Annotated in this window: 21 protein-coding genes; 7 read left to right on the forward strand and 14 right to left on the reverse strand. The window is 70.2% G+C overall.

Annotated features, from left to right (window positions below; genetic code table 11):
- The first annotated feature begins 137 nt into the window (after positions 1-137).
- Together ACZ4IF_RS39500 and ACZ4IF_RS39505 are read left to right on the forward strand one after the other, a co-directional pair.
- Positions 138-1,838: an L-aspartate oxidase gene (locus ACZ4IF_RS39500; RefSeq protein ID WP_467572782.1), complete on the forward strand. Its 1,701-nt coding sequence runs from the start codon at positions 138-140 to the stop codon at positions 1,836-1,838.
- Between the two features lie 130 nt (positions 1,839-1,968).
- Positions 1,969-2,715: an SDR family oxidoreductase gene (locus tag ACZ4IF_RS39505; protein ID WP_467572437.1), complete on the forward strand. Its 747-nt coding sequence runs from the start codon at positions 1,969-1,971 to the stop codon at positions 2,713-2,715.
- Positions 2,716-2,794: 79 nt separating this feature from the next.
- Here the strand turns inward: ACZ4IF_RS39505 and ACZ4IF_RS39510 are convergent, their stop codons facing one another.
- Positions 2,795-3,637: an alpha/beta fold hydrolase gene (locus tag ACZ4IF_RS39510; RefSeq protein ID WP_467572440.1), complete on the reverse strand. Its 843-nt coding sequence runs from the start codon at positions 3,635-3,637 to the stop codon at positions 2,795-2,797.
- Positions 3,638-3,977: 340 nt separating this feature from the next.
- On the opposite strand from ACZ4IF_RS39510, the gene ACZ4IF_RS39515 reads away from it, so the two are divergent.
- On the forward strand, positions 3,978-4,718 hold the full coding sequence (locus tag ACZ4IF_RS39515; RefSeq protein ID WP_467572443.1) for a sigma-70 family RNA polymerase sigma factor family protein: 741 nt from the start codon (positions 3,978-3,980) through the stop codon (positions 4,716-4,718).
- 360 nt (positions 4,719-5,078) lie between these two features.
- Here ACZ4IF_RS39515 and ACZ4IF_RS39520 read toward each other — a convergent pair whose 3' ends face one another.
- The 10 genes from ACZ4IF_RS39520 to ACZ4IF_RS39565 form a co-directional block, all read right to left on the reverse strand.
- A complete protein-coding gene (locus ACZ4IF_RS39520; protein ID WP_467572445.1) occupies positions 5,079-5,735 on the reverse strand; it encodes a fasciclin domain-containing protein in 657 nt (218 codons plus the stop codon).
- 67 nt (positions 5,736-5,802) lie between these two features.
- Positions 5,803-7,434 (reverse strand): molybdopterin-dependent oxidoreductase, encoded by a 1,632-nt coding sequence (locus tag ACZ4IF_RS39525; protein WP_467572448.1) that lies wholly within the window; start codon positions 7,432-7,434, stop codon positions 5,803-5,805.
- A gap of 312 nt (positions 7,435-7,746) precedes the next feature.
- The gene (locus tag ACZ4IF_RS39530) at positions 7,747-8,163 is read right to left on the reverse strand and encodes a gas vesicle protein K (RefSeq protein ID WP_467572451.1); all 417 of its coding nucleotides are present in this window, start codon (positions 8,161-8,163) and stop codon (positions 7,747-7,749) included.
- Complete coding sequence (locus ACZ4IF_RS39535) at positions 8,160-8,393, reverse strand: gas vesicle protein (RefSeq protein ID WP_467572455.1); 234 nt, start codon at positions 8,391-8,393, stop codon at positions 8,160-8,162. The genes ACZ4IF_RS39530 and ACZ4IF_RS39535 overlap by 4 nt, the downstream gene beginning before the upstream one ends.
- The gene (locus ACZ4IF_RS39540) at positions 8,390-9,217 is read right to left on the reverse strand and encodes a GvpL/GvpF family gas vesicle protein (protein WP_467572458.1); all 828 of its coding nucleotides are present in this window, start codon (positions 9,215-9,217) and stop codon (positions 8,390-8,392) included. Before ACZ4IF_RS39540 ends, ACZ4IF_RS39535 begins: the two co-directional genes overlap by 4 nt.
- Entirely contained in the window at positions 9,210-9,644 is a 435-nt protein-coding gene (locus tag ACZ4IF_RS39545; RefSeq protein WP_467572462.1) for a gas vesicle protein, read from the reverse strand. Before ACZ4IF_RS39545 ends, ACZ4IF_RS39540 begins: the two co-directional genes overlap by 8 nt.
- 20 nt (positions 9,645-9,664) lie before the next feature.
- Positions 9,665-9,919, reverse strand: a complete 255-nt coding sequence (locus tag ACZ4IF_RS39550) for a gas vesicle protein GvpG (protein ID WP_467572465.1) — start codon at positions 9,917-9,919, stop codon at positions 9,665-9,667.
- 17 nt (positions 9,920-9,936) lie between these two features.
- Positions 9,937-10,650: a GvpL/GvpF family gas vesicle protein gene (locus ACZ4IF_RS39555; RefSeq protein ID WP_467572467.1), complete on the reverse strand. Its 714-nt coding sequence runs from the start codon at positions 10,648-10,650 to the stop codon at positions 9,937-9,939.
- A gap of 2 nt (positions 10,651-10,652) precedes the next feature.
- Entirely contained in the window at positions 10,653-11,138 is a 486-nt protein-coding gene (locus tag ACZ4IF_RS39560) for a gas vesicle structural protein GvpA (protein ID WP_467572469.1), read from the reverse strand.
- A gap of 31 nt (positions 11,139-11,169) precedes the next feature.
- Positions 11,170-11,529 (reverse strand): gas vesicle protein GvpO, encoded by a 360-nt coding sequence (locus ACZ4IF_RS39565; protein WP_359493408.1) that lies wholly within the window; start codon positions 11,527-11,529, stop codon positions 11,170-11,172.
- A gap of 148 nt (positions 11,530-11,677) precedes the next feature.
- On the opposite strand from ACZ4IF_RS39565, the gene ACZ4IF_RS39570 reads away from it, so the two are divergent.
- Entirely contained in the window at positions 11,678-12,511 is an 834-nt protein-coding gene (locus tag ACZ4IF_RS39570) for a histone protein (RefSeq protein WP_467572472.1), read from the forward strand.
- A gap of 3 nt (positions 12,512-12,514) precedes the next feature.
- Entirely contained in the window at positions 12,515-13,513 is a 999-nt protein-coding gene (locus ACZ4IF_RS39575; protein WP_467572474.1) for an SRPBCC family protein, read from the forward strand.
- A 455-nt stretch (positions 13,514-13,968) separates the two neighbouring features.
- Here the strand turns inward: ACZ4IF_RS39575 and ACZ4IF_RS39580 are convergent, their stop codons facing one another.
- Positions 13,969-14,358 carry a RidA family protein gene (locus ACZ4IF_RS39580; protein WP_467572477.1) on the reverse strand — a complete coding sequence of 130 codons (390 nt, stop codon included), beginning with the start codon at positions 14,356-14,358 and terminating at the stop codon, positions 13,969-13,971.
- A gap of 72 nt (positions 14,359-14,430) precedes the next feature.
- Between ACZ4IF_RS39580 and ACZ4IF_RS39585 the strand changes: the two genes are divergently transcribed.
- A complete protein-coding gene (locus tag ACZ4IF_RS39585) occupies positions 14,431-15,339 on the forward strand; it encodes a LysR family transcriptional regulator (protein ID WP_467572480.1) in 909 nt (302 codons plus the stop codon).
- Between the two features lie 271 nt (positions 15,340-15,610).
- A complete protein-coding gene (locus ACZ4IF_RS39590) occupies positions 15,611-16,240 on the forward strand; it encodes a cysteine hydrolase family protein (RefSeq protein WP_467572483.1) in 630 nt (209 codons plus the stop codon).
- Positions 16,241-16,655: 415 nt separating this feature from the next.
- Here the strand turns inward: ACZ4IF_RS39590 and ACZ4IF_RS39595 are convergent, their stop codons facing one another.
- Together ACZ4IF_RS39595 and ACZ4IF_RS39600 are read right to left on the reverse strand one after the other, a co-directional pair.
- Positions 16,656-17,390, reverse strand: coding sequence for a class I SAM-dependent methyltransferase (locus ACZ4IF_RS39595; RefSeq protein ID WP_467572486.1), 735 nt, complete (start codon positions 17,388-17,390; stop codon positions 16,656-16,658).
- Between the two features lie 437 nt (positions 17,391-17,827).
- Positions 17,828-18,262 carry an ATP-binding protein gene (locus ACZ4IF_RS39600; protein ID WP_345645447.1) on the reverse strand — a complete coding sequence of 145 codons (435 nt, stop codon included), beginning with the start codon at positions 18,260-18,262 and terminating at the stop codon, positions 17,828-17,830.
- Positions 18,263-18,459 lie beyond the last annotated feature (197 nt).

Consider the following 18,459-nt stretch of genomic DNA (forward strand, 5'->3'; position numbering starts at 1 on the left):
GCCGGTCGTCCCCTCACCCCGGGAACGGGAAACCCTCGGCCCTCGCTGTCACAAATACCTCCGCCGCCCGGTCGTACTCGATGACGACCAAGTCGATCGGAGTAATCGTGGCTATCACCGAACAACGTATGTCCACCATGGTGCTGGTGATCGGTACCGGCGGAGCGGGCCTGCGGGCGGCGATCGAGCTGGCCGAGGCCGGTGTCGACGTGCTCGCAGTCGGCAAGCGCCCCAAGGAGGACGCCCACACGGCGCTCGCCGCCGGAGGTATCAACGCGGCCCTGGCCACGATGGACCCCGAGGACAGCTGGCAGCAGCACGCAGCGGACACCCTCAAGGAGAGTTACCTGCTCGGCGACCCCCGTACCGCCGAGATCGTCACCCGGGGCGCGGCCCTGGGCATCGACGACCTGGAGCGCTACGGCATGGCGTTCGCCAGGGAGACGGACGGCCGTATCTCCCAGCGGTTCTTCGGCGCGCACAAGTTCCGCCGCACCGCCTTCGCCGGCGACTACACGGGCCTGGAGATCCAGCGGACGCTCATCAGGCGCGCGAGCCAGCTCGCCATTCCGATGCTGGACAGCGTCTACATCACCCGGCTGCTGGTCCACGACGGCGCCGTGTTCGGGGCCTACGGCTTCGACCTCGCCAAGGGGACGCGCTACCTCATCCACGCGGACGCCGTCATCCTCGCGGCCGGAGGCCACACACGTATCTGGCGGCGCACCTCCTCCCGTCGCGACGAGAACACCGGCGACTCGTTCCGGCTGGCCGTCGAGGCCGGGGCCCGGCTGCGCGATCCCGAGCTGGTGCAGTTCCACCCTTCGGGCATCATCGAACCGGAGAACGCGGCAGGCACCCTGGTCAGCGAAGCGGCACGTGGTGAGGGCGGCATCCTGCGCAACGCGCTCGGCGAGCGGTACATGACCCGCTACGACCCCGAGCGCATGGAACTCTCCACCCGCGACCGGGTGGCCCTCGCCTCCTACACCGAGATCAAGGAAGGGCGGGGGACGGCCAACGGCGGGGTGTGGCTCGACGTCTCGCACCTGCCCCGGCAGACGATCATGACGCGGCTCCCCCGCGTCTACCAGACGCTCCTGGACCTTCAGATGCTGGACATCACGCGGGAGCCGATCGAGATCGCCCCGACGGCGCACTACTCGATGGGCGGGGTCTGGGTCCGGCCCGAGGACCACAGCACCGACGTCCGCGGCCTGTACGCCATCGGTGAGGCGGCGAGCGGGCTGCACGGCGCCAACCGTCTCGGCGGCAACAGTCTCATCGAGCTGCTCGTCTACGGCCGGATCACCGGACAGGCGGCGGCCGCCTACTCGGAGTCGCTGACCGCGCAGCCGCGGTCGGCATCGGCGGTGGCCGAGGCCCGTGCGGAGATCGACGACCTGCTCGCCGCGGACGGCCCGGAGAACGTGCGTGCGCTGCAGCGCGCCATCCGCAACACCATGACGGAGCACGCCGGAGTGGTGCGCGACGAGGAAGGCCTGAGCGCCGGACTGGCGGAGCTCGCGGCGATCGAGAAGCGGATGCAGGACGTCGGGATCCATCCCGACATCGCCGGCTATCAGGACCTCGCCCATGCCTTCGACCTCAAGTCGGCGGCCCTGGCCGCACGAGCCACACTGGAAGCAGCGGTCGAGCGTCGTGAGACCCGCGGCTGCCACAACCGAAGCGACTACCCGGACATGGACCCGGCGATGCAGGTCAACCTCGTGTGGTCCCCGGCGACCGGCATCACCCGCGAGCCCGTCCCGGCCGTCCCGGACGAGATCTCCGCGCTGATGGAAGAGGTCTCGACCCGGGGAAAGCTCGTCGAGTAGCCCGCGCGGGTCCGGATTCGGCGCGGCGCGCCGCCGACCTGCCCCCCATGCTCACGCCCGTGCACGGAGCGTGACGCGACTTGCATGTCGCACCCGAAACACATGAAGACCCATCGAAAGGACCCTCGTCATGAAGGTCGTAGTCATCGGCGGAACCGGACTCATCGGCTCGAAGGTGGTCGCCAAGCTCAAGGAGCACGGACACGAGGCCGTGGCCGCCGCACCCAATACGGGCGTCAACACCCTCACGGGTGAGGGCCTGGCGGAAGTCCTGAAGGATGCTTCGGTCGTGGTCGACGTGTCGAACTCCCCGTCGTTCGCGGACGACGCCGTCATGGAGTTCTTCCGCACCTCGACGACCAACGTCCTCCACGCGGAGGCGGCGGCCGGTGTGGCCCACCATGTCGCGCTCTCCATCGTCGGCACCGACCGGCTCCCGGAGAACGGCTACTTCCGTGCCAAGGTCGCGCAGGAGGAGCTCATCAAGGCGTCGGGCATTGCGTACTCCATCGTCCACGCCACGCAGTTCTTCGAGTTCGTGACGGGCATCGCCGACTCGGCGACCGAGGGAGACACGGTGCGGGTCCCCGACGCGAAGATCCAGCCCATGTACTCCGACGACGTGGCCACCGCCGTGGCCGGCGCGGCCATGGACGCGCCCCTCGACGGCGTGGTGGAGATCGCGGGCCCCGAGGCGTTCTCGTTCGACGAGTTCATCCGCACGGGCCTCGCCGCCGGGAACGACCCCCGTACCGTGGTCGTGGATCAGCACGCTCAGTACTTCGGTTCCGAGCTCGAGGAGAACAGCCTCCTCCCCGGCCCCGGCGCACACATCGCTGAGACCCGCTTCACCGACTGGCTCGCACAGCGGAAGTAGTCGGCGGGTCGGCTCCGTCCGACGATGACCGAAGGAGAGGGCGGGTGACATGGAGTCACCCGCCCTCTTCGTCGTTCGGTCAGCGGGTCGCCCGCGCCGCCTCCTCGATGATCCGGGAGACGTCGCCGGGACGCGAGACGCTGACGGCGTGCGACGCCCTGACCTCCACCGTGCGGGCGGCGGCCCGCTCGGCCATGAAGTGCTGGGTCCTCGCGGGGATGTTGCGGTCCTCGGTGGCCACGAGTGCCCAGGACGGGACGGTCTTCCAGGCAGGCGTGGAGGAGTCCTCCGCCAGGGCGGCAGCGGTCACCGGCCGCTGCGTGACCGCCATGATGTCGGCGGTGTTCCTCGGGACGTCCGCGGCGAACTGGCGGTGGAACTTGCCCTGTTCGATGTAGAGGTCCTGGCCCCGGGAGCCGTCGGGCAGGGTGACCGGGACGGGACGCAGGGCCGCGCCGAGCGTGCTGCCGGGGAACTTGTCCGCCAGATCGAGTGCGCTCTCCCCCGCGTCCGGTACGAAGGCGGCGATGTACACCAGCGCCTTGACGTTGTCGGCGCCACGGGCGGCGTTGGTGATGACCGCGCCGCCGTAGGAGTGCCCGGCGAGCACGACGGGCCCGTCGATGCCGGCCAGGAGTTCCTTGACGTAGGCGGCGTCGCTGCGGAGCCCGCGCAGGGGGTTCGCAGCGGCCACCACCGGGTAGCCGTCGCGCTTCAGCTTCTTCACGACGCCGTTCCAGCTGGTCGCGTCCGCGAAGGCGCCGTGCACGAGAACCACCGTCGGTTTGCGGGTGTGCGTCGTGGGCGCCTTGACGGCGCTCGCGGGCGCGACCGTCACGGCGAGGACGCCCGCGGCGATGCCCGCGGTGGCCATGAGCGCGAGCGGGGTACGGACATGTCGGCGAAGAGGTTGCCGGTTCATGAGGATTCCCTTCGGAATGCGGGTCGAGCGGTTGATGTCGGCTTTATGACAGGAAACCCATGAAAGATGTGACATCTCCGGGAAAGCATCTCGGCAACGGGGCTGACGCCTCGCGTGGCGGAGACCGGCCCGAGGCTCGGCAACGCACCATCGGTCGACGTCACAAACGGCGTGGCTGTCCGGTCTGAATGGTTGAACGCACTGAGAGAGCAGGGAACGTCGTCTTCGAGGACGCGTCCTGCCGACGAGGCGCCGGGCCCGCTCCGGCCCTCGTGAACCGCACCGGGGCGATCGACGCGCGGCTGTGCCACAGGGTGCCGCGCGAAGGGAGGGATGCCGTATGCGGCATTCCGATGAGGCGACGCCGATCACGGAGCTGCTCGACGAGCGGAGAGCTCTGCTGGCTCTCGTCCGCGGGATGCTGGGCAGCGGTGGCGAGCTCGACAGCGTCGTCGACGAGACCTATCGACGGTGGTACGAGCTGTCCGGTCCGGTGCGGGCACGGATCGAGGCGCCCGGCTCCTGGCTCACGAACGTCGCCGGCGGCATCTGCCTGGCCCGGCTGGCGCTGCCCGTCCGGGGAGAGGTCCGGGCCGGAGGGGACATCGTGGGGCAGGCCGAGGCGGGGCCCGGCGGGCCGGCCGACCACGCGCGCCGCAGCCTTCGCGGGCGGCGCCTGGATCCCGCGACGCCGCAGGAACACGATGCCGTCGTCCGTGCCGTGCGGCGGGCGTGTGCGGCCGGGGACGCGGCCGGTCTGGCGTCCCTGCTGGCGTGCGATGTCACGGCGTTCTTCGACGGCGGCGGCAAGATCCGCGCACTGGTCGAACCGGTGCACGGCGGTGAAGAGGTCGCCCGCACCCTGCTGACACTGCTCTCCGGACACGCGCCCACCACACTGAACGCCCAGTCCGTCAACGGCAGGACCGGACTCGTGGTGCGCTACGGCCACCAGGTGGCCGCGGTCATCGGCCTCGACGTCACCGTCCGTCATGTCGTGCAGGTGTGGGTCACCCTCAACCCGGACAAGCTCCGCTCCTGGAACCCACCCGGCCCCACGCCGAGCCCGCGGTCGAGGTAGTGGCGCGTCGGCAGGCCGGCCTCGAACAGCTTCACGCGCCGACTCAGGACGGTCGTGGGGCGCGCCAGTCCTTGCGTCGTTCCAGTTCCTCGTCGTCGACGAGGACGTGTCGCCTCCTGGATCACGGTGAGCGCGGTCTTCCACGCCTCGGATCGCGGTTTCTGATTCTCTGCGGGAGCCGCCGTCGCACACCTCCGGTCCCTGCGACTGTGCGGAGAGTCGGCCGGCCGTCGCTCCTCCCGGGATGCCCACACGTGCGACGCAACCGCGGTGGGGCGGGGGCGGCCGGTTCGTCCCGGCAGCTCCCGCCCCCGCCCCGTCACATGTCGCCCGCTCTCGGCCGCCCCCGGCCCTCGCACGTCAGCTCTCGGGCATCAGGACGGTGTCGATGATGTACACGTCGGCGTTGGCCGTCCTGACGTTGCCGCAGACCACCTTGGCGGAGTCGTTCACCGTGTAGGACTCCCCCGAGCCGGACGTCATGAGCTTCGACTTCTCCAGTGTGTCGAACGAGCCGTTCTCCAGGTCCTTCGGAGCCAGCTTCCGGCCCACCACGTGGTAGGTGAGGATCTTCGTCAACTGCGCCTTGTCTCCGAGGACCTTGTCGAGCGTGCCCTTCGGGATCTTGGCGAACGCGTCGTTCGTCGGCGCGAACACCGTGATGTTCTCCGCGTTGTTGAGTGTGTCAACCAGACCCGCCTTCTTCACGGCCGACACCAGGGTGGACAGCGCCGGGTTGTTGGACGCCGCCGTGGCCACCGGATCCTTCGCCATTCCGTCGAAGGAACCCGCGCCGCTCTTCGGCACCGACGAACACGCCGGCCCGAACGGCTCGTCCGTCCTCGCGGGACTGCTCGTGGCGCCGGACATGCCGTCGTCCGAGGCGGAAGCGGAGGACTTGGCGGCGGGGTCCGACGTGGCGGAGTCGCTGCCGCTGTCGGAACAGGCGGACAGGGCCAGGGGCAGCACAGCGGCTGCGGCAAGGGTGACAACGGCACGACGGATACGGGTGTTCATCGGATCTCTCCTGTCGATCGACGCGGCGACTGCCGCTGGAACGGTGCGGATGAAGGTCATGGGTGGGTCATTCGACGGTCACCACCGTGGTGTGCCATCCACTGGCGCCGTCGGGGGCGGTGCGGGTGCGCTCGTCGGTCTGCACCGCACCGGTGCGGTCGGTGGCGCGCACCGTGAGGGTGTGGCCGCCCTTGGTGGCCGTCCAGGCGAACGACCACTGCCGCCAGGTGTCGCGGGAGTCCTCGGCCGCGAGCGTGGCGGTCCGCCAGGGCCCGTCGTCGACGCGGACCTCGACCTCGGCGATGCCTCGGTGCTGTGCCCAGGCGACTCCGGCGACCATCACCGTGCCCGCCTCGGGCCGGGCGAACGGCTTCGGCGTGTCGATGCGCGACTGCGTCTTGACCGGTGCCTGCCGCGCCCAGTCGCGCCGTACCCAGTACGGGTCGTACGCGTCGAACGTGGTGAGCTCGATGTCCTCGATCCACTTGCAGGCCGACACGTAGCCGTACAGGCCGGGCACCACCATCCGGACGGGGAAGCCGTGTTCGAAGGGCAGTGGCTCTCCGTTCATGCCGAGGGCGAGCAGGGCGTCCCGGCCGTCCATCACGTCCTCGACGGGGCTGCCGATCGTCATGCCGTCCACGGAACGGGCCACCAACTGGTCCGCGGGGCCGCCGTCGGACGGCGCGCGCACCCCGCACTCGGCCAGCAGGCCGGCCAGACGCACTCCGGTCCAGCGGGCGTTGCCCACGTACGGTCCGCCGACCTCGTTGGACACACAGGTCAACGTGATGTCCCGCTCGACGAGTTCGCGGCGCAGCAGGTCGTCGAGGGAGAGCGTGACGGGCCGTCGTACGCCTCGGCCGTGGACGCGCAGCCGCCAGGCCCCCGCGTCCACCTTCGGCACCACCAGCGCGGTGTCCACCCGGTAGAAGTCCCGGTTCGGCGTCACGAAGGGACTCACGCCCGCCACGCGTAGGAGGGCGCCCTTGGGCACCGCCGGGGCCGGGGATCCGGGGGCGGGGAGGACCACCCGCTGCCGGGACGCCACGGCATCACGGCCACGCCGTCCGTTCAGGGTGCGTCCGAGGACACCCGCGCCGGTGGACGCGGCGGCGGCAGCGGTCGCGGCGACGACGAAGCCGCGGCGGTCCCGGTCCGCACCCGAAGGCCGGTCGCCGGGCGGCGAGCCGGCGGAGCCGCCACGGCCCACGTCGTCGGTGGGCCGGTCCGCCCGTCCGAGGCGGCCGACGAGTACATACAGGAGCAGGGCGCCTGCGGCCGCGCCGGCGAGTGACGGAAGGGCGTCGCCGAGACCGGTCGAGTCCGGACGGCCGGTCGCCGCGAGCGCACCCACCCCGCCGAAGACCAGCAACCCGGCGGCGCCGGTGCGCCGGCGATGCACGGCGAGAACGCCCAGCGCCAGGGCGAACAGCGCCAGGACGGCGAGAATGCCCGCCTGGAGGAAGACTTTGTCGCCGGTGCCGAAATGGCGGATGGCCCAGTCCTTGACCGGAGCGGGTGTGCGGTCGATGGACGCACCGCCGACGGCGACGACGGGCGACGCCTGGGGGCGCACCACGGCCGACACCGATTCGGCGACGCCGAGCGAGGCGAAGCATGCCAGTGCGCCGCTCAGTGCGCCCAGCGCCGTCCTTGTCCACCGGTGTCGGCTGCGGGTCTTCTCGTCGTCCCTCACGTGGGGAATCCGGTCCGGCGCCGCAAGCGGATTGGTGGACTCCCCGATCGGATGAATGTCTCCGCCGGACCAATCCCAACGGCCCGCGGCAACGGATCAATTGGGTCCTTCGCTGCGCATACCGCCTTGCGCGAAGGCACTTTCGTGACGTCGACCGGACTCGCTCACACGTGTGCGGGCACGCCGTCGAATCCGCTGTGCGGCGTACGACGTGTCCGCGGAACAGCGGCCGTCTGCCGCAACGCCGCGATCACCGGCGCGGGCGGCACGGCCGCGACCGACGCCGCCACGGCGGTCCCGCCCTGCCGGGGGTCAGTCGGAGCGGCCCGGTGGCAGGAGCGTGCCGAGGGGGCCGAGGTCCAGATTGAGGTCGTCCATGGTCAAGCCGTAACTGGCGCACAGCTCGTTCATGCGGTCGTGCAGGATCATGAGGGTGGCCCCCAGCCGTTCCTCTTCCTCCTCGGTGAGGTCCCCGCGGTCGACCCGGTGCAGTGCCTGCCGCTCCATGAGCTGTCGCAGCAGCTCGACGAGCGTGAGGACGAGTCTCACCAGATCACGCTCCACGGTGTCGGGATCGGCGCTGATCCGGCGGGCCGGGCGAGGAGGCCCCTGCCGACGGGTCCGTGCGATGTCGTCCGGTACCGCGGGCAGCAGGCGGAAGGCCCGCTCGGCCGCGTCGGTGATCTCCCCTAGGCGGTCCGGCGGACGGGCGTCGTCCGCGCTCGTCACGGCCCGGCCTCGGGGCGTGCGGCCACGTCCCACGGTGACGGGTTCTGGGCGCTCACGGAAACGATCAGCGCGCGCAACGAGATGCGGACGAGGTCGATCTCCGCGATGGACAGCACCACATCACCGGTGAGCACCACGCCGCCGCTGAGCAGGCGGTCGAGCAGGTCGATGAGGGCCACCTGGCGCTGCGCCAGGGGCTCGTCCGAAGGAGCCCGCTCGACCGGATTCACGGCGTTCGGTCCGGTGCGGGGTTCTCCTCGCGCTCAGGGGCGGCGAAGGAGTACGGGGCCCAGGGCCCGGTGACTTCGATGCGTATGCCGGACAGTCCCTCCGCGGCATCGAGGATCTGCTCCCGGAAGTCCTCTGCCGTCCCGCGCGCGACGAGATAGGCGTCGTTGACGACGTTCTCCCCGGCACTCGCGGCGAGTTCGCCCTGCTGTACGCGGTGCCGGGCGTGACCGGCGGCCACGGCCCGGCCGATCGCCTCGACGCGCTCGGCGGCCCGCCGGGCGGCTTCGTAGCGCTCGTCCATCGAGTGCCGCTGGGCACGGCGGGCGCGCAGGTAGGCCCGCCCCGGGCTGAGGCCCTCGGCCGCGTCGGGCACGCCCGCGGCGTCGGGTACCGCGGAGTCGGACGGTGCCTCGACGTAGATCTTGACTCCCCATTCCAGATGCCCCGACAGCCGGTCGAGGGCCTGGGAGAACACCGCGGCGTCCTGCCGGAGCATCGCCCGTACACGTTCGTCGTCGAGGTACACCGTGGCGAGGCGGAGGGGCAGCACGGTGGTGTGGGCGGCCAGCACCTCGATGACGGTGTGGTGGGCGCGGGCGACCGTCTCCAGCCACTCCAGGTCCTCCAGGTGGCGTCTGAGGGCGCCTTCCTGGAAGTCGGGGGCGGGCACCGGGCTCACCGCGGCCGCGAGTTCGTCCGCTCCGGTGCCCGCCGTCACGAGGCGGACCGGGGCTCGCGCCACGCCCTCCACCTCCGTCAGGGCCGACGCGAGCCCGGTGGCTTCGCGCAGCACCGCGTAGGCGTAGGTGACCTGCTCAGCCATCGTCCGGCCTTCCGCGCCGGGCGGTGGACGGCCTGGCACCTCGGCGCTTGGCGGAGCCCGTCGTGTCCGCCTCGGGCGGCAGCTCCCGCTTCTCCTTCAGCGCCTCGATCTCCGCGCGCAGTCGCCGGTTCTCCTCCGCGAGCGACCTTTCACCGTCCGCACGCGAGGACAGTGACGGATCGTGTTCCCACCAGTCGATGCCCATTTCGCGTGCTTTGTCGACGGAGGCGACGATCAGCCGGAGCTTGATGGTGAGCAGCTCGATGTCGAGCAGATTGATCCGTATGTCGCCCGCGATGACGATCCCCTTGTCGAGGACGCGTTCGAGGATGTCGGCCAGGTTCGCGGAGGAGCCCTGGCCGTAGCCGTACGGCGCCCCTGCCCGGGACGGGTACGAGCTCAGTCGGCCGGCAGGGGTCTCCGACATGCGGTCACCTCGTTTCCCGTTCAGGGAGCTGTCTCGCCCCGCCGGTAGGCCGCGATCTCGTCCAGCCGGTCGAGGAGCTCGTCCTCCCGCTCCTCGAAGGTCTGCTGGTCGATGCGGCCTTCGAGCAGGTCCTTCTCCAGGTCGGCGAGTGCGCGCTGCACGGGCTCCGGGTCGTAGTACTCCCGCTCGGCCGCCTCCACGACGCGGTCGACGACCCAGCCCACGCCCCGCACGGGCGCCAGCGGCAGGGTGACGATCTGACTCAGCAGGCCCATGAGCAGCACCTCTCGGATCAGACGAAGCTGTAGGGCGGCAGCGGTCCGTGCAGCCGGAATTCGCACTCCTCGCCCAGTTGGTTGGCCAGACTGATCTCCGTGGCCAGGAACATCTCCTCCTTGTCCTCGGCCACCAGGAAGGAGACGTTCAGGAAGTCCTGGCCACCGGGAGGTGACACGCTTTCCTCGCGTGCGTACGGGCGCAACGCCTCGACGATGCCCGCGGCGAGCGCCTCCTGCTGCGTCTGGACGTCCTGCGCGATCAGTTCGCCGAGCGCGATGGACATCGCGGGGGTGCCGGCGCCGTCACGGATCTGCTGGTTCAAGGTCCGGGCCTCCTCCGACTCCGCGAGGATCCGGCGCAGCAGGGCGTCTTCGTCCCAGGAGGCCCTCAGGTGGTACTCGCTGCTGCCGTCCAGGCGTCCGAGCCGTTCCCGGTACTCCCCCGCCCGTTCCTCCAGGACGTCCCGCACCACCTGGTCGTCGTCGGCCGTGAAGCCGAATCGCAGGGGCAGGATCGCCCCGTCGGCCATCAGCCTCTCCTGGACCCCCTGGTGCGCCATGACGTCGCGCCGCCGGGGACGCAGGTCCTCCGGAGCGTCGCTCACGACCGCACACAGGTCCCCCGCCGTCACCGTGCGCAGCCGGCAAGGAGGATCACCGACGCCGGCGATGTCGTCGAGAGGCAGGGGATGGTCCTTCGAGGTGATGGAGTAGACGTAGACGCCCATGCTCACTCCCTCTCCCGCCGCGCGGTCCGCCGGGCCGGCCTGCGCCGCTTCTGCCGCGGCTCCTCCTCGTACTCCGCTTCCTCCTCCTCGCCTTCGCCGTCCTCCTCGTACTCCTCGTCCTCGTCACCTTCGTCGTCGCGGCCGGTCAGGGAATCCCGCACGGCTTCGACGGCACCGGTCAGGGCACCCTTGGACTTGCCTTTCGCCCCGCCCTCGGTGACCTCACCGACCAGGTCGGTGAGCTGGGAGGGCTGCTTGTTGCCGGACTCCAGGTCGAGGCGGTTGCAGGCCTCGGCGAAGCGCAGATAGGTGTCGACGCTGGCGACGACGATGCGCGCATCGATCTTGAGTATCTCGATGCCGACCAGGGACACGCGGACGAAGACGTCGATGACGAGGCCGCGGTCGAGAATCAGCTCCAAGACGTCGTACAGGGTCCCGGTACTCCCCCGCGAGACACTGCCTCCGCCCTGCGGCACCACGGTCATGGCGCCTCCCTTCGCCTCCCCCTCGTGCGTATCAGCCGCGCCGGTCTATCTGGCCGCGCGTATAACGGCGGGTCCGCTCGTAGGCCACCAGGTCTCCCTCGTCATCGAGTGTCACGTGGTACGTGCCGATCACGCTGGTGGTCTCGGGGACCCGCTCCAGTTCGAGTACCTCGACATCCGCCTCCCACCCGTCCTCGGTCCGTTTGATCGCCGACACCGATTCGGGAACGCGCCCGAGCAGCTCTGCCAGTTGGCCCGCCGCGGATCGCATCGCCCATGCCGCCGTGCGCTTGCCCGGCTTCTGGGCTCCACCGCCGCTCGTACGACGTGTGGCGCCACCGCGGGAGGGTCGTCGCCCGCTCCCGGTGCCGTCCTTCTCCGACGCGGCCATCTTCGGTACTCCGTCACTGGGGCGGCACTTCCCGGCATACAAAACGTACTATTTGAGTATATAGCCCCAAAAAGGTGAGCTGCGATGGGCCGCTTGCGGCCGTCCGTCGGCGTGCGCCCACGCGGCGGCTCTCCGGAGGGAATGACCGATGAACGATTCGACGAAGATCGCTCTCGCTGCCGCCGTCGCCGGCGGCTACGTCCTCGGCCGAGCCAAGAAGGGGCGACTCGCCTTCGCGATGGCCACCTTCATCGCCGGCCGTCGTTTCGGACTCGAACCGCAGCAACTGCTCACGGAAGGCCTGCGCAGGCTCCAGGAACTCCCGCAAGTAGCCGACCTGAACGAGCAGATGCGCGGCGAACTCAAGGACGCGGGACGCCAGGCACTGGCCGCGGCTGCCGACCGCAAGCTCGCGGACCTGGCGGACGCCCTGCACGAACGTACCGCGCGCATAGGGACCGACGACGGCCGAGCGGAGGAAGAGGAGTACGAACCGGAGGAGGAAGAAGAGGAGGAGCCGGAGGAGGAAGAAGAGGAAGAGGAGGAGGAAGAAGAGGAGGAAGAGGAGCCCGAGTACGAAGAAGGGGAAGGTGAGGAAGAGGAAGAGGAGGAGGAAGAAGAGCCCGAGGAGAAACCACGAACGGCCAAGAAGGCCGCGCCGAAACGCAAGCGCCCTACCCGCCGTCCCGAACCGGCAGAGGAGAAGCGGGAGTCCGAGCGGCCCACGCGTCGCCGCACCGCCAAGCGGTCCGCGCCACGCAAGGCGCCGGCCCGCAAGACCGCCACCAAGCGGCCGGCGGCCAAGAAGGCGCAGCCCGCCAAGAAGACGCAGCCGGCCAAGAAGACCGCGGCGAAGAAGACCGCGGCCAAGAAGACGGCAGCCAAGAGGACCGCTGCGAAGAAGACGACGGCGAAGAAGACCGCCCCCAGGAAGAGCGCGGCGAAGAAGACCGCCAAGAAGGCTCCATCACGGCGGAGGTAGGCCATGGCCAGGACGGCGCAGGACACCGAGCGGGACGAGCCCTCCGGCCTCGACCGGTTGCGCGACGAGCTCAAGGACTACCTAGGCGCCCAGGTGGAGCATCTCGCGGATGTGGCGGGCGACAAAGTAGGCGACATCACCGACCAGTTGACCGACGTGGCCGAAAGCGGTGGAACCCTTCCCAAGGTCGGTATGCGGGTCCTCCAGGGGGATTCCCCCATCAAGGCCCTGATCGGCGAGAAGGCGAAGAGCATCAAGGGATCCGTGACCGAGAAGGTCTCCGGCCTGTTCGGTGGGGGCAAGGGCCGCAAGTCCGGCACCAGCAAAGTCACCAACATCATCGAGCACTTGGACGTCGGCGTCCCGATACGCGTCGCCTACGACCACTGGACCCAGTTCGAGAAGTTCAGCTCCTTCACCAAGGGCGTGCGCAGCGCGTCCAAGGGGGACGAGACGAGCAGCGACTGGAAGGTCAAGGTCGGGCCCTCCACCAGGTCCTGGAAGGCCACCGTCCAGGAACAGATCCCGGACGAGCGGATCATGTGGACCTCCGAGGGCGCGAAGGGCAGCACGCGTGGCTGCGTCACCTTCCACGAAGTGACGCCCACGCTGACCCACATCGTGATCGTCGTCGAGTACTACCCCTCCGGCTTCTTCGAGAAGACGGGCAACATCTGGCGCGCCCAGGGCCGTCGACTGAGGCTCGACGCCAAACACTTCCAGCGCTACGTCACCCTCTCCGACGAGGAGCCTGACGGCTGGCGCGGCGAGATCCGCGACGGCGAGGTGGTGCGCAGCCACGAGGAGGCGGTCGAGGAGGAAGAAGCGGAGTACGACGAGGAAGAGCCCGAGGAAGGACAGGAGGAAGCGGAAGGCGAGTACGAGGAGGAACCCGAGGAAGGGGAAGAAGAGGAGGACCAGGAGGACCAGGAGGACGAGGAGGGCGAGGACGAGTATCCGGAGGACGAGACCGAGTACGAGGACGAAGAAGAGGAGTCCTGAGGTCCCCCTCCCCAGTGCGCCGCAGGAGAGCGCCGAACCGGCCCCGAATGCCCGCCTGTTCCGCCCCCTCCCTCACAAGGCACGCAGGGGGAACGACAGTTCAAGAGGGTCAGGCGGCACGGTGTCGTTCGTGGCCCCGGGGCCGTTCGTGGACCGATGCGGAATCGTCCGCGTCAGGGACCACACGCAGGTGACGACGCCTGGCGTGCCGCGGCGTCGACGGACCGCTGAGCATGCGGTCCTCGACGCGGTCCATCCCGTACAGCAGAAGTCCCAGCACCGGAAGCACCAGAAGCGCTACGGCTATCACCACACAGCCCCCTCCCGACCGACGGCGGACCCATCGGGTGCCCTCTTCCGCACCGGCCAACTGTCGGTATGTGTGAAGGTCCGGTGACCACGTTCCGCCGGCGTCGGGGGCGAGCCCGGTTCCGCGAAACCGGACCGTGCGGCCGCTACACGGAAGTCCGTCGGGCGTCCACCTCGATCTCGATCTTCATGCGGGGGTCGGCGAGGCCGCACACGAGCATCGTCGCGGCCGGCCTGACCGCACCGAAGTGGCGTCGCAGGACCGGCCAGCAGGGCTCGAAGTCCTCACGGTCGGGCAGCAGGTAACGCACCCTCACCACGTCGGCGAACGTGCACCTCGCCTCGGCCAGTGCGGATTCGATGGTCCGCAGGCACTGTCCGGCCTGTTCCACCACGTCGTCGGAGATCGTCATGGTGGCGTAGTCGAACCCGGTCGTCCCGGACACATGAACCCGGTCGCCGTCGACCACGGCGCGGGCATAGCCGATCTGCTCCTCGAACGTCGAGCCACTGAGGATCGCGTGTCGCTCTGTCATGCGCCGAACGCTAAGCAGCCCGCACCGATACGTCCAATACGGCTGGAGGAATGAACTGATACCACTGGGCGTATGGACCGCCCTGAAATCCCCCTGCCTCAGCTGCACGCGTTCGTCGTGCTCGCGGAGGAGCTCCACTTCGGCCACGCGGCAGCCCGCCTCGGTATCGCCCAGCCGCCGCTGAGTCAGCAGATCCGCCGGCTGGAGGACAAGGTCGGCCACGCGCTGTTCAGCCGTACCCCCGGACGCGTCGCCCTCACACCGGCAGGACGGGAACTGCTCCCCGCCGCTCGGGGAGCCCTGACGGAACTCTCCGACGGACTGGCCGCGGCGCGGGCCGTCGGCAGCGGCCGGGCCGGCCGCCTGCGGATCGGGTTCGCGGCGTCGCTGGCCCTGACCGTGCTGCCAGGCCTGCTGCGCACGTTCCGGCAGCAGTTCCCCGACGTGCACCTGGACATCCACGAGATGACCACCGCACCGCAGATCACCGCCCTGCACGACAAGGTCCTCGACATCGGCCTGCTGCGCGAACCCCCGGGCGACGAGACGGAGCTCAGCTTCCGGACCGTACTCAGCGAACCCTTCGTGGCCGTACTGCCGTCCACTCATCGGCTGGCCGCCCAACGAACCGTGGATCTCGCACAGTTGGCGGACGACCCGTTCGTACTCCTCCCCCGTGCGGTCGGCCCGCGGCTCTACGACCGGATCACAGGACTCTGCACCGAGGCGGGCTTCACGCCCAGGATCGCCCAGCACGCCGTGGAGTGGCAGACCGTGTGCGCCCTGGTGGAGGCCGGCCTCGGCGTCTCCCTGGCGCCGGCGAGCATCCGGCGCATCCGCCTCAAGGGGGTCGCCTTCCGCAGGACGCAACCGGGCACCGCCCGTACGCGCGTCGCCGTCGCCTGGCGGAGCGCCGACCAGAACCCCCTGGTCACCCGTTTGACGACGGCCATCGGCCAGGAGCGGACGGCCGGGCCGTAGCGCGGACGCGCCCGGGATCCGAGAAGGCCACCCGCTGCTGCGGCGTCCCCGGGTCGAGCGCCCTCCCCCGCGAGGCACGGCGGGATCGGCAGCAGCCCTTCCGACGACGGTCTCACCTCGGCGAGGGCACACATGGTCCCGTGTGCTCCGTTTCTCCTGAGGGAGGGCGGGGACTCGGTCGGAGCGACCGTTCGGCCCCACGGTGTCGGGACGAGGCCGTCGCACCGGGAACACCGCTCCCGGCCTGTCCACGCGGTGGAGAAGCGATCCCATGGCTGCCGAGACGTCCGACCCGGCCACCGGGCCCCAGCGATCACAGCGGGACGGGTGCGCTCTCGTCGTCATCGACATGATCAACACCTACGATCACGACGACGCCGAACTGCTCCTGCCGTCCGCCGGTGACATCGTGCCCGTCCTGGTGGCGCTCATCGGCCGCGCCCGTGACGCATCCGTCCCCGTGATCTACGCGAACGACAACTTCGGGCTGTGGCGCTCCCACCACGGCGAACTCGTCGACACCGCTCTGGCCTGTCCGCACGCCGACCTCGTCGAGCCCATCCGCCCCGACGAAGACTCGCTCTTCGTGGTGAAGGCCCGGCATTCCATCTTCTACGAGACACCCATGTCGTACCTGCTGCGTCAGTTGCACGTCGACCATGTGGTGCTGTGCGGCCAGGTCACCGAGCAGTGCGTTCTCTACTCCGCGCTGGACGCACACATCCGGCATCTTCGGGTCACCGTGCCCGAGGACGCCGTCGCTTCCATTCACCCTCAACTCGCCAAGGCCGCGCTGGAGTTGATGCGGCTCAACATGGGCGCACGCATCCTCACGGCCGAGCAGGTGGATTTCACCGGGGCGGAACCTTCGGCAGCGAGCCGGTCATGGGCGGCGTCATAGCACCCAAAGGGGCGACGCCTCTCCCCCGAGCCGCTGCACGGGCCCCCGAGCCTCTTCCCCGTTCCGCCGACGGTCCACGCCCGCGATCGGCAGGCCGACCGGTCAGTCCTCACCCCGCACGATGTTCGATTCCGTACCGGAGCGCGTACCGCCGGGCGCTTGGCGCTCCACTACGGCGGGCTCACAGGTACGTATAGGCTTCCCGTTCAGCCGACGGGCCTTCGACCAGCCCGTTTCGGCTCGGCGGACACTTCGCTCCGTGCCGTAGACGGCCACAGCAAACATCTTCCTTCCACTTCCACCGTCGAGAGACCGTCGGGTCCCCTTCAGGCCAACCATTAAACGCCCAGTGCAGGGGCTCCGCTCGTTGGATCACTGCCGGGTACCCTCGGTCCGTCGCGCGAGCGGAGAATTCTCAGGCACCGGGCCGGCGCGCGGCCATGAGGTCCGCGCACGGGGCCCGCACGACATCCAGTCCGGCTTCCCGGAGTTCGGCGACGATCACCGACGGTGGGGCCGGCCAGGTGTCGAACGCCTCGCGCTCCTCGCGCAGGAGACGACCGTCCCTCTCCACGCGATAGGTGAACGTGATGCGCACGGTCTCGTGGCAGGGCGCGCTCGTGAGTTCCGCGCTGTAGGTGTCGGGCCCGACGCGTGCCGGGCCGAGCCGCCCGACCGTCCGGGGTCCGGCGGGCATGGCCGCGGGCGGAGGGTCGAAGAGCAGCAGGCCGCCGGGGACGAGCGCCGAGGCGACGGCCTTCCAGGCGTTGCGTCGTGTGACGGGATCGAGACAGGCGACGACATTGGAGGCGACCGCCAGGTCCACCGCGTCGTCCAGGCCTGCTTCCTGCACGGGTTCGGGGTGCACGGTGACGCGAGCGCGCCGGTCGGCCCCGAGGCGCGCCAGCCGGGTCAGCAGCGCCGCGCGCATCGCGGGCGCCGGTTCGACCACGTGGACGGGGGCCGCGGACTCGGCGAGGAGGACTTCGGTGACGATGCCCGTGCCGGCCCCGATGTCCAGGATGCCGCGGCAGGCCCGGCGGGCCGCCTGCGTGAAGCGCCGTTTCGCCTGACGACGGTCCCTCTCGGCCTGCAGCAGGTCGTAGAACTCGACGGACACCATGTACGCCGCATCGGGCCTGTCGGTCACGGCGCCACGGCCGTCCCGGCGACCGGGCCCGACCACGGGCGCGGCAGGGCAGACGGCCCGACTCGACGCAAGAGACCGGCGCCCCGCCGCTGTCCGCTCCGCGGCGCGTCCGCGTCGGCTCCGAACCGCACAAGGGTGTCGATCGCGCCTGACATCGGCCCGCTCCCCTCTGCGCGTCGTACCTGATGGGTGCCTGCCTCAGACGCTACGACGCTCCCGGTACCGCGGCACGGCAAGGCGACCGCGCGTGCATGCTCCCGTTCCCCGGGAGGTCCCGTTGCCGCGGCGCGGCTGGGCGGCCATGCGCGTGCACGCCGGGTGGCCGTCGATGGGGCTGGAATTCCGTCCCCGGGTTCCCCCGGCCGCGGCAGAGGGCACGAGGACTCCGGCAGCGTCGGCCGGTCAGGACGAGCGGACCGGTTCGGCCGTCGTGCCGCTCACCCGTCGAGGCCCTCGATCAGCAGCCCGTCGAACAGCGCGATACGGGCGGTGATGCACTTGCCGACGGGCTCCCGCCGCGCCTCGAAGCCCTGCACGACCGCCATCACGATCTCCAGGCCGTGCTGCCCGACCCGCCCGGCGTCCGCCGCCCGCGCCACCGGCAGCACCGGGTCGGTGTCCCAGACCGAGATCTCCACGGCGCTTCCGATGATGCGCAGCTGGACCAGGACCGGTCCGGGTGCGTACTTCAGCGAATTGGTGACCAGTTCGCTGACCACCAACTGCGCGAAGTCGAGGGCGCGGGCCGACACCGGCAGCCCGTACTCGGACTGCGCCCGTGTCAGGAACTCGGACACCTGATGGCGCGCCATGGCGATGCAGCCGTCCGCGCCGTCGAGGGCCACGGTCACCTCGGCAGGTGCATCCGGCATCCGGGACCCCTCCTCGGGCGGGACAGGTTCCCTGCTGATGGTCTTCAATACCCCGTTCATACGCGCGCGCTTACCCCGTGAGACACGTGATACTCCCCGGCGCAGGCACTTGGATGGGACATGCACGGACTCCGGGTCCGTAGGTGACCGTCCGTGCCGTCGTCCGATGACGACGGCACGGGTCCACGACCGCGTTC

It is taken from the genome of Streptomyces sp. NPDC025784, from assembly GCF_055558435.1.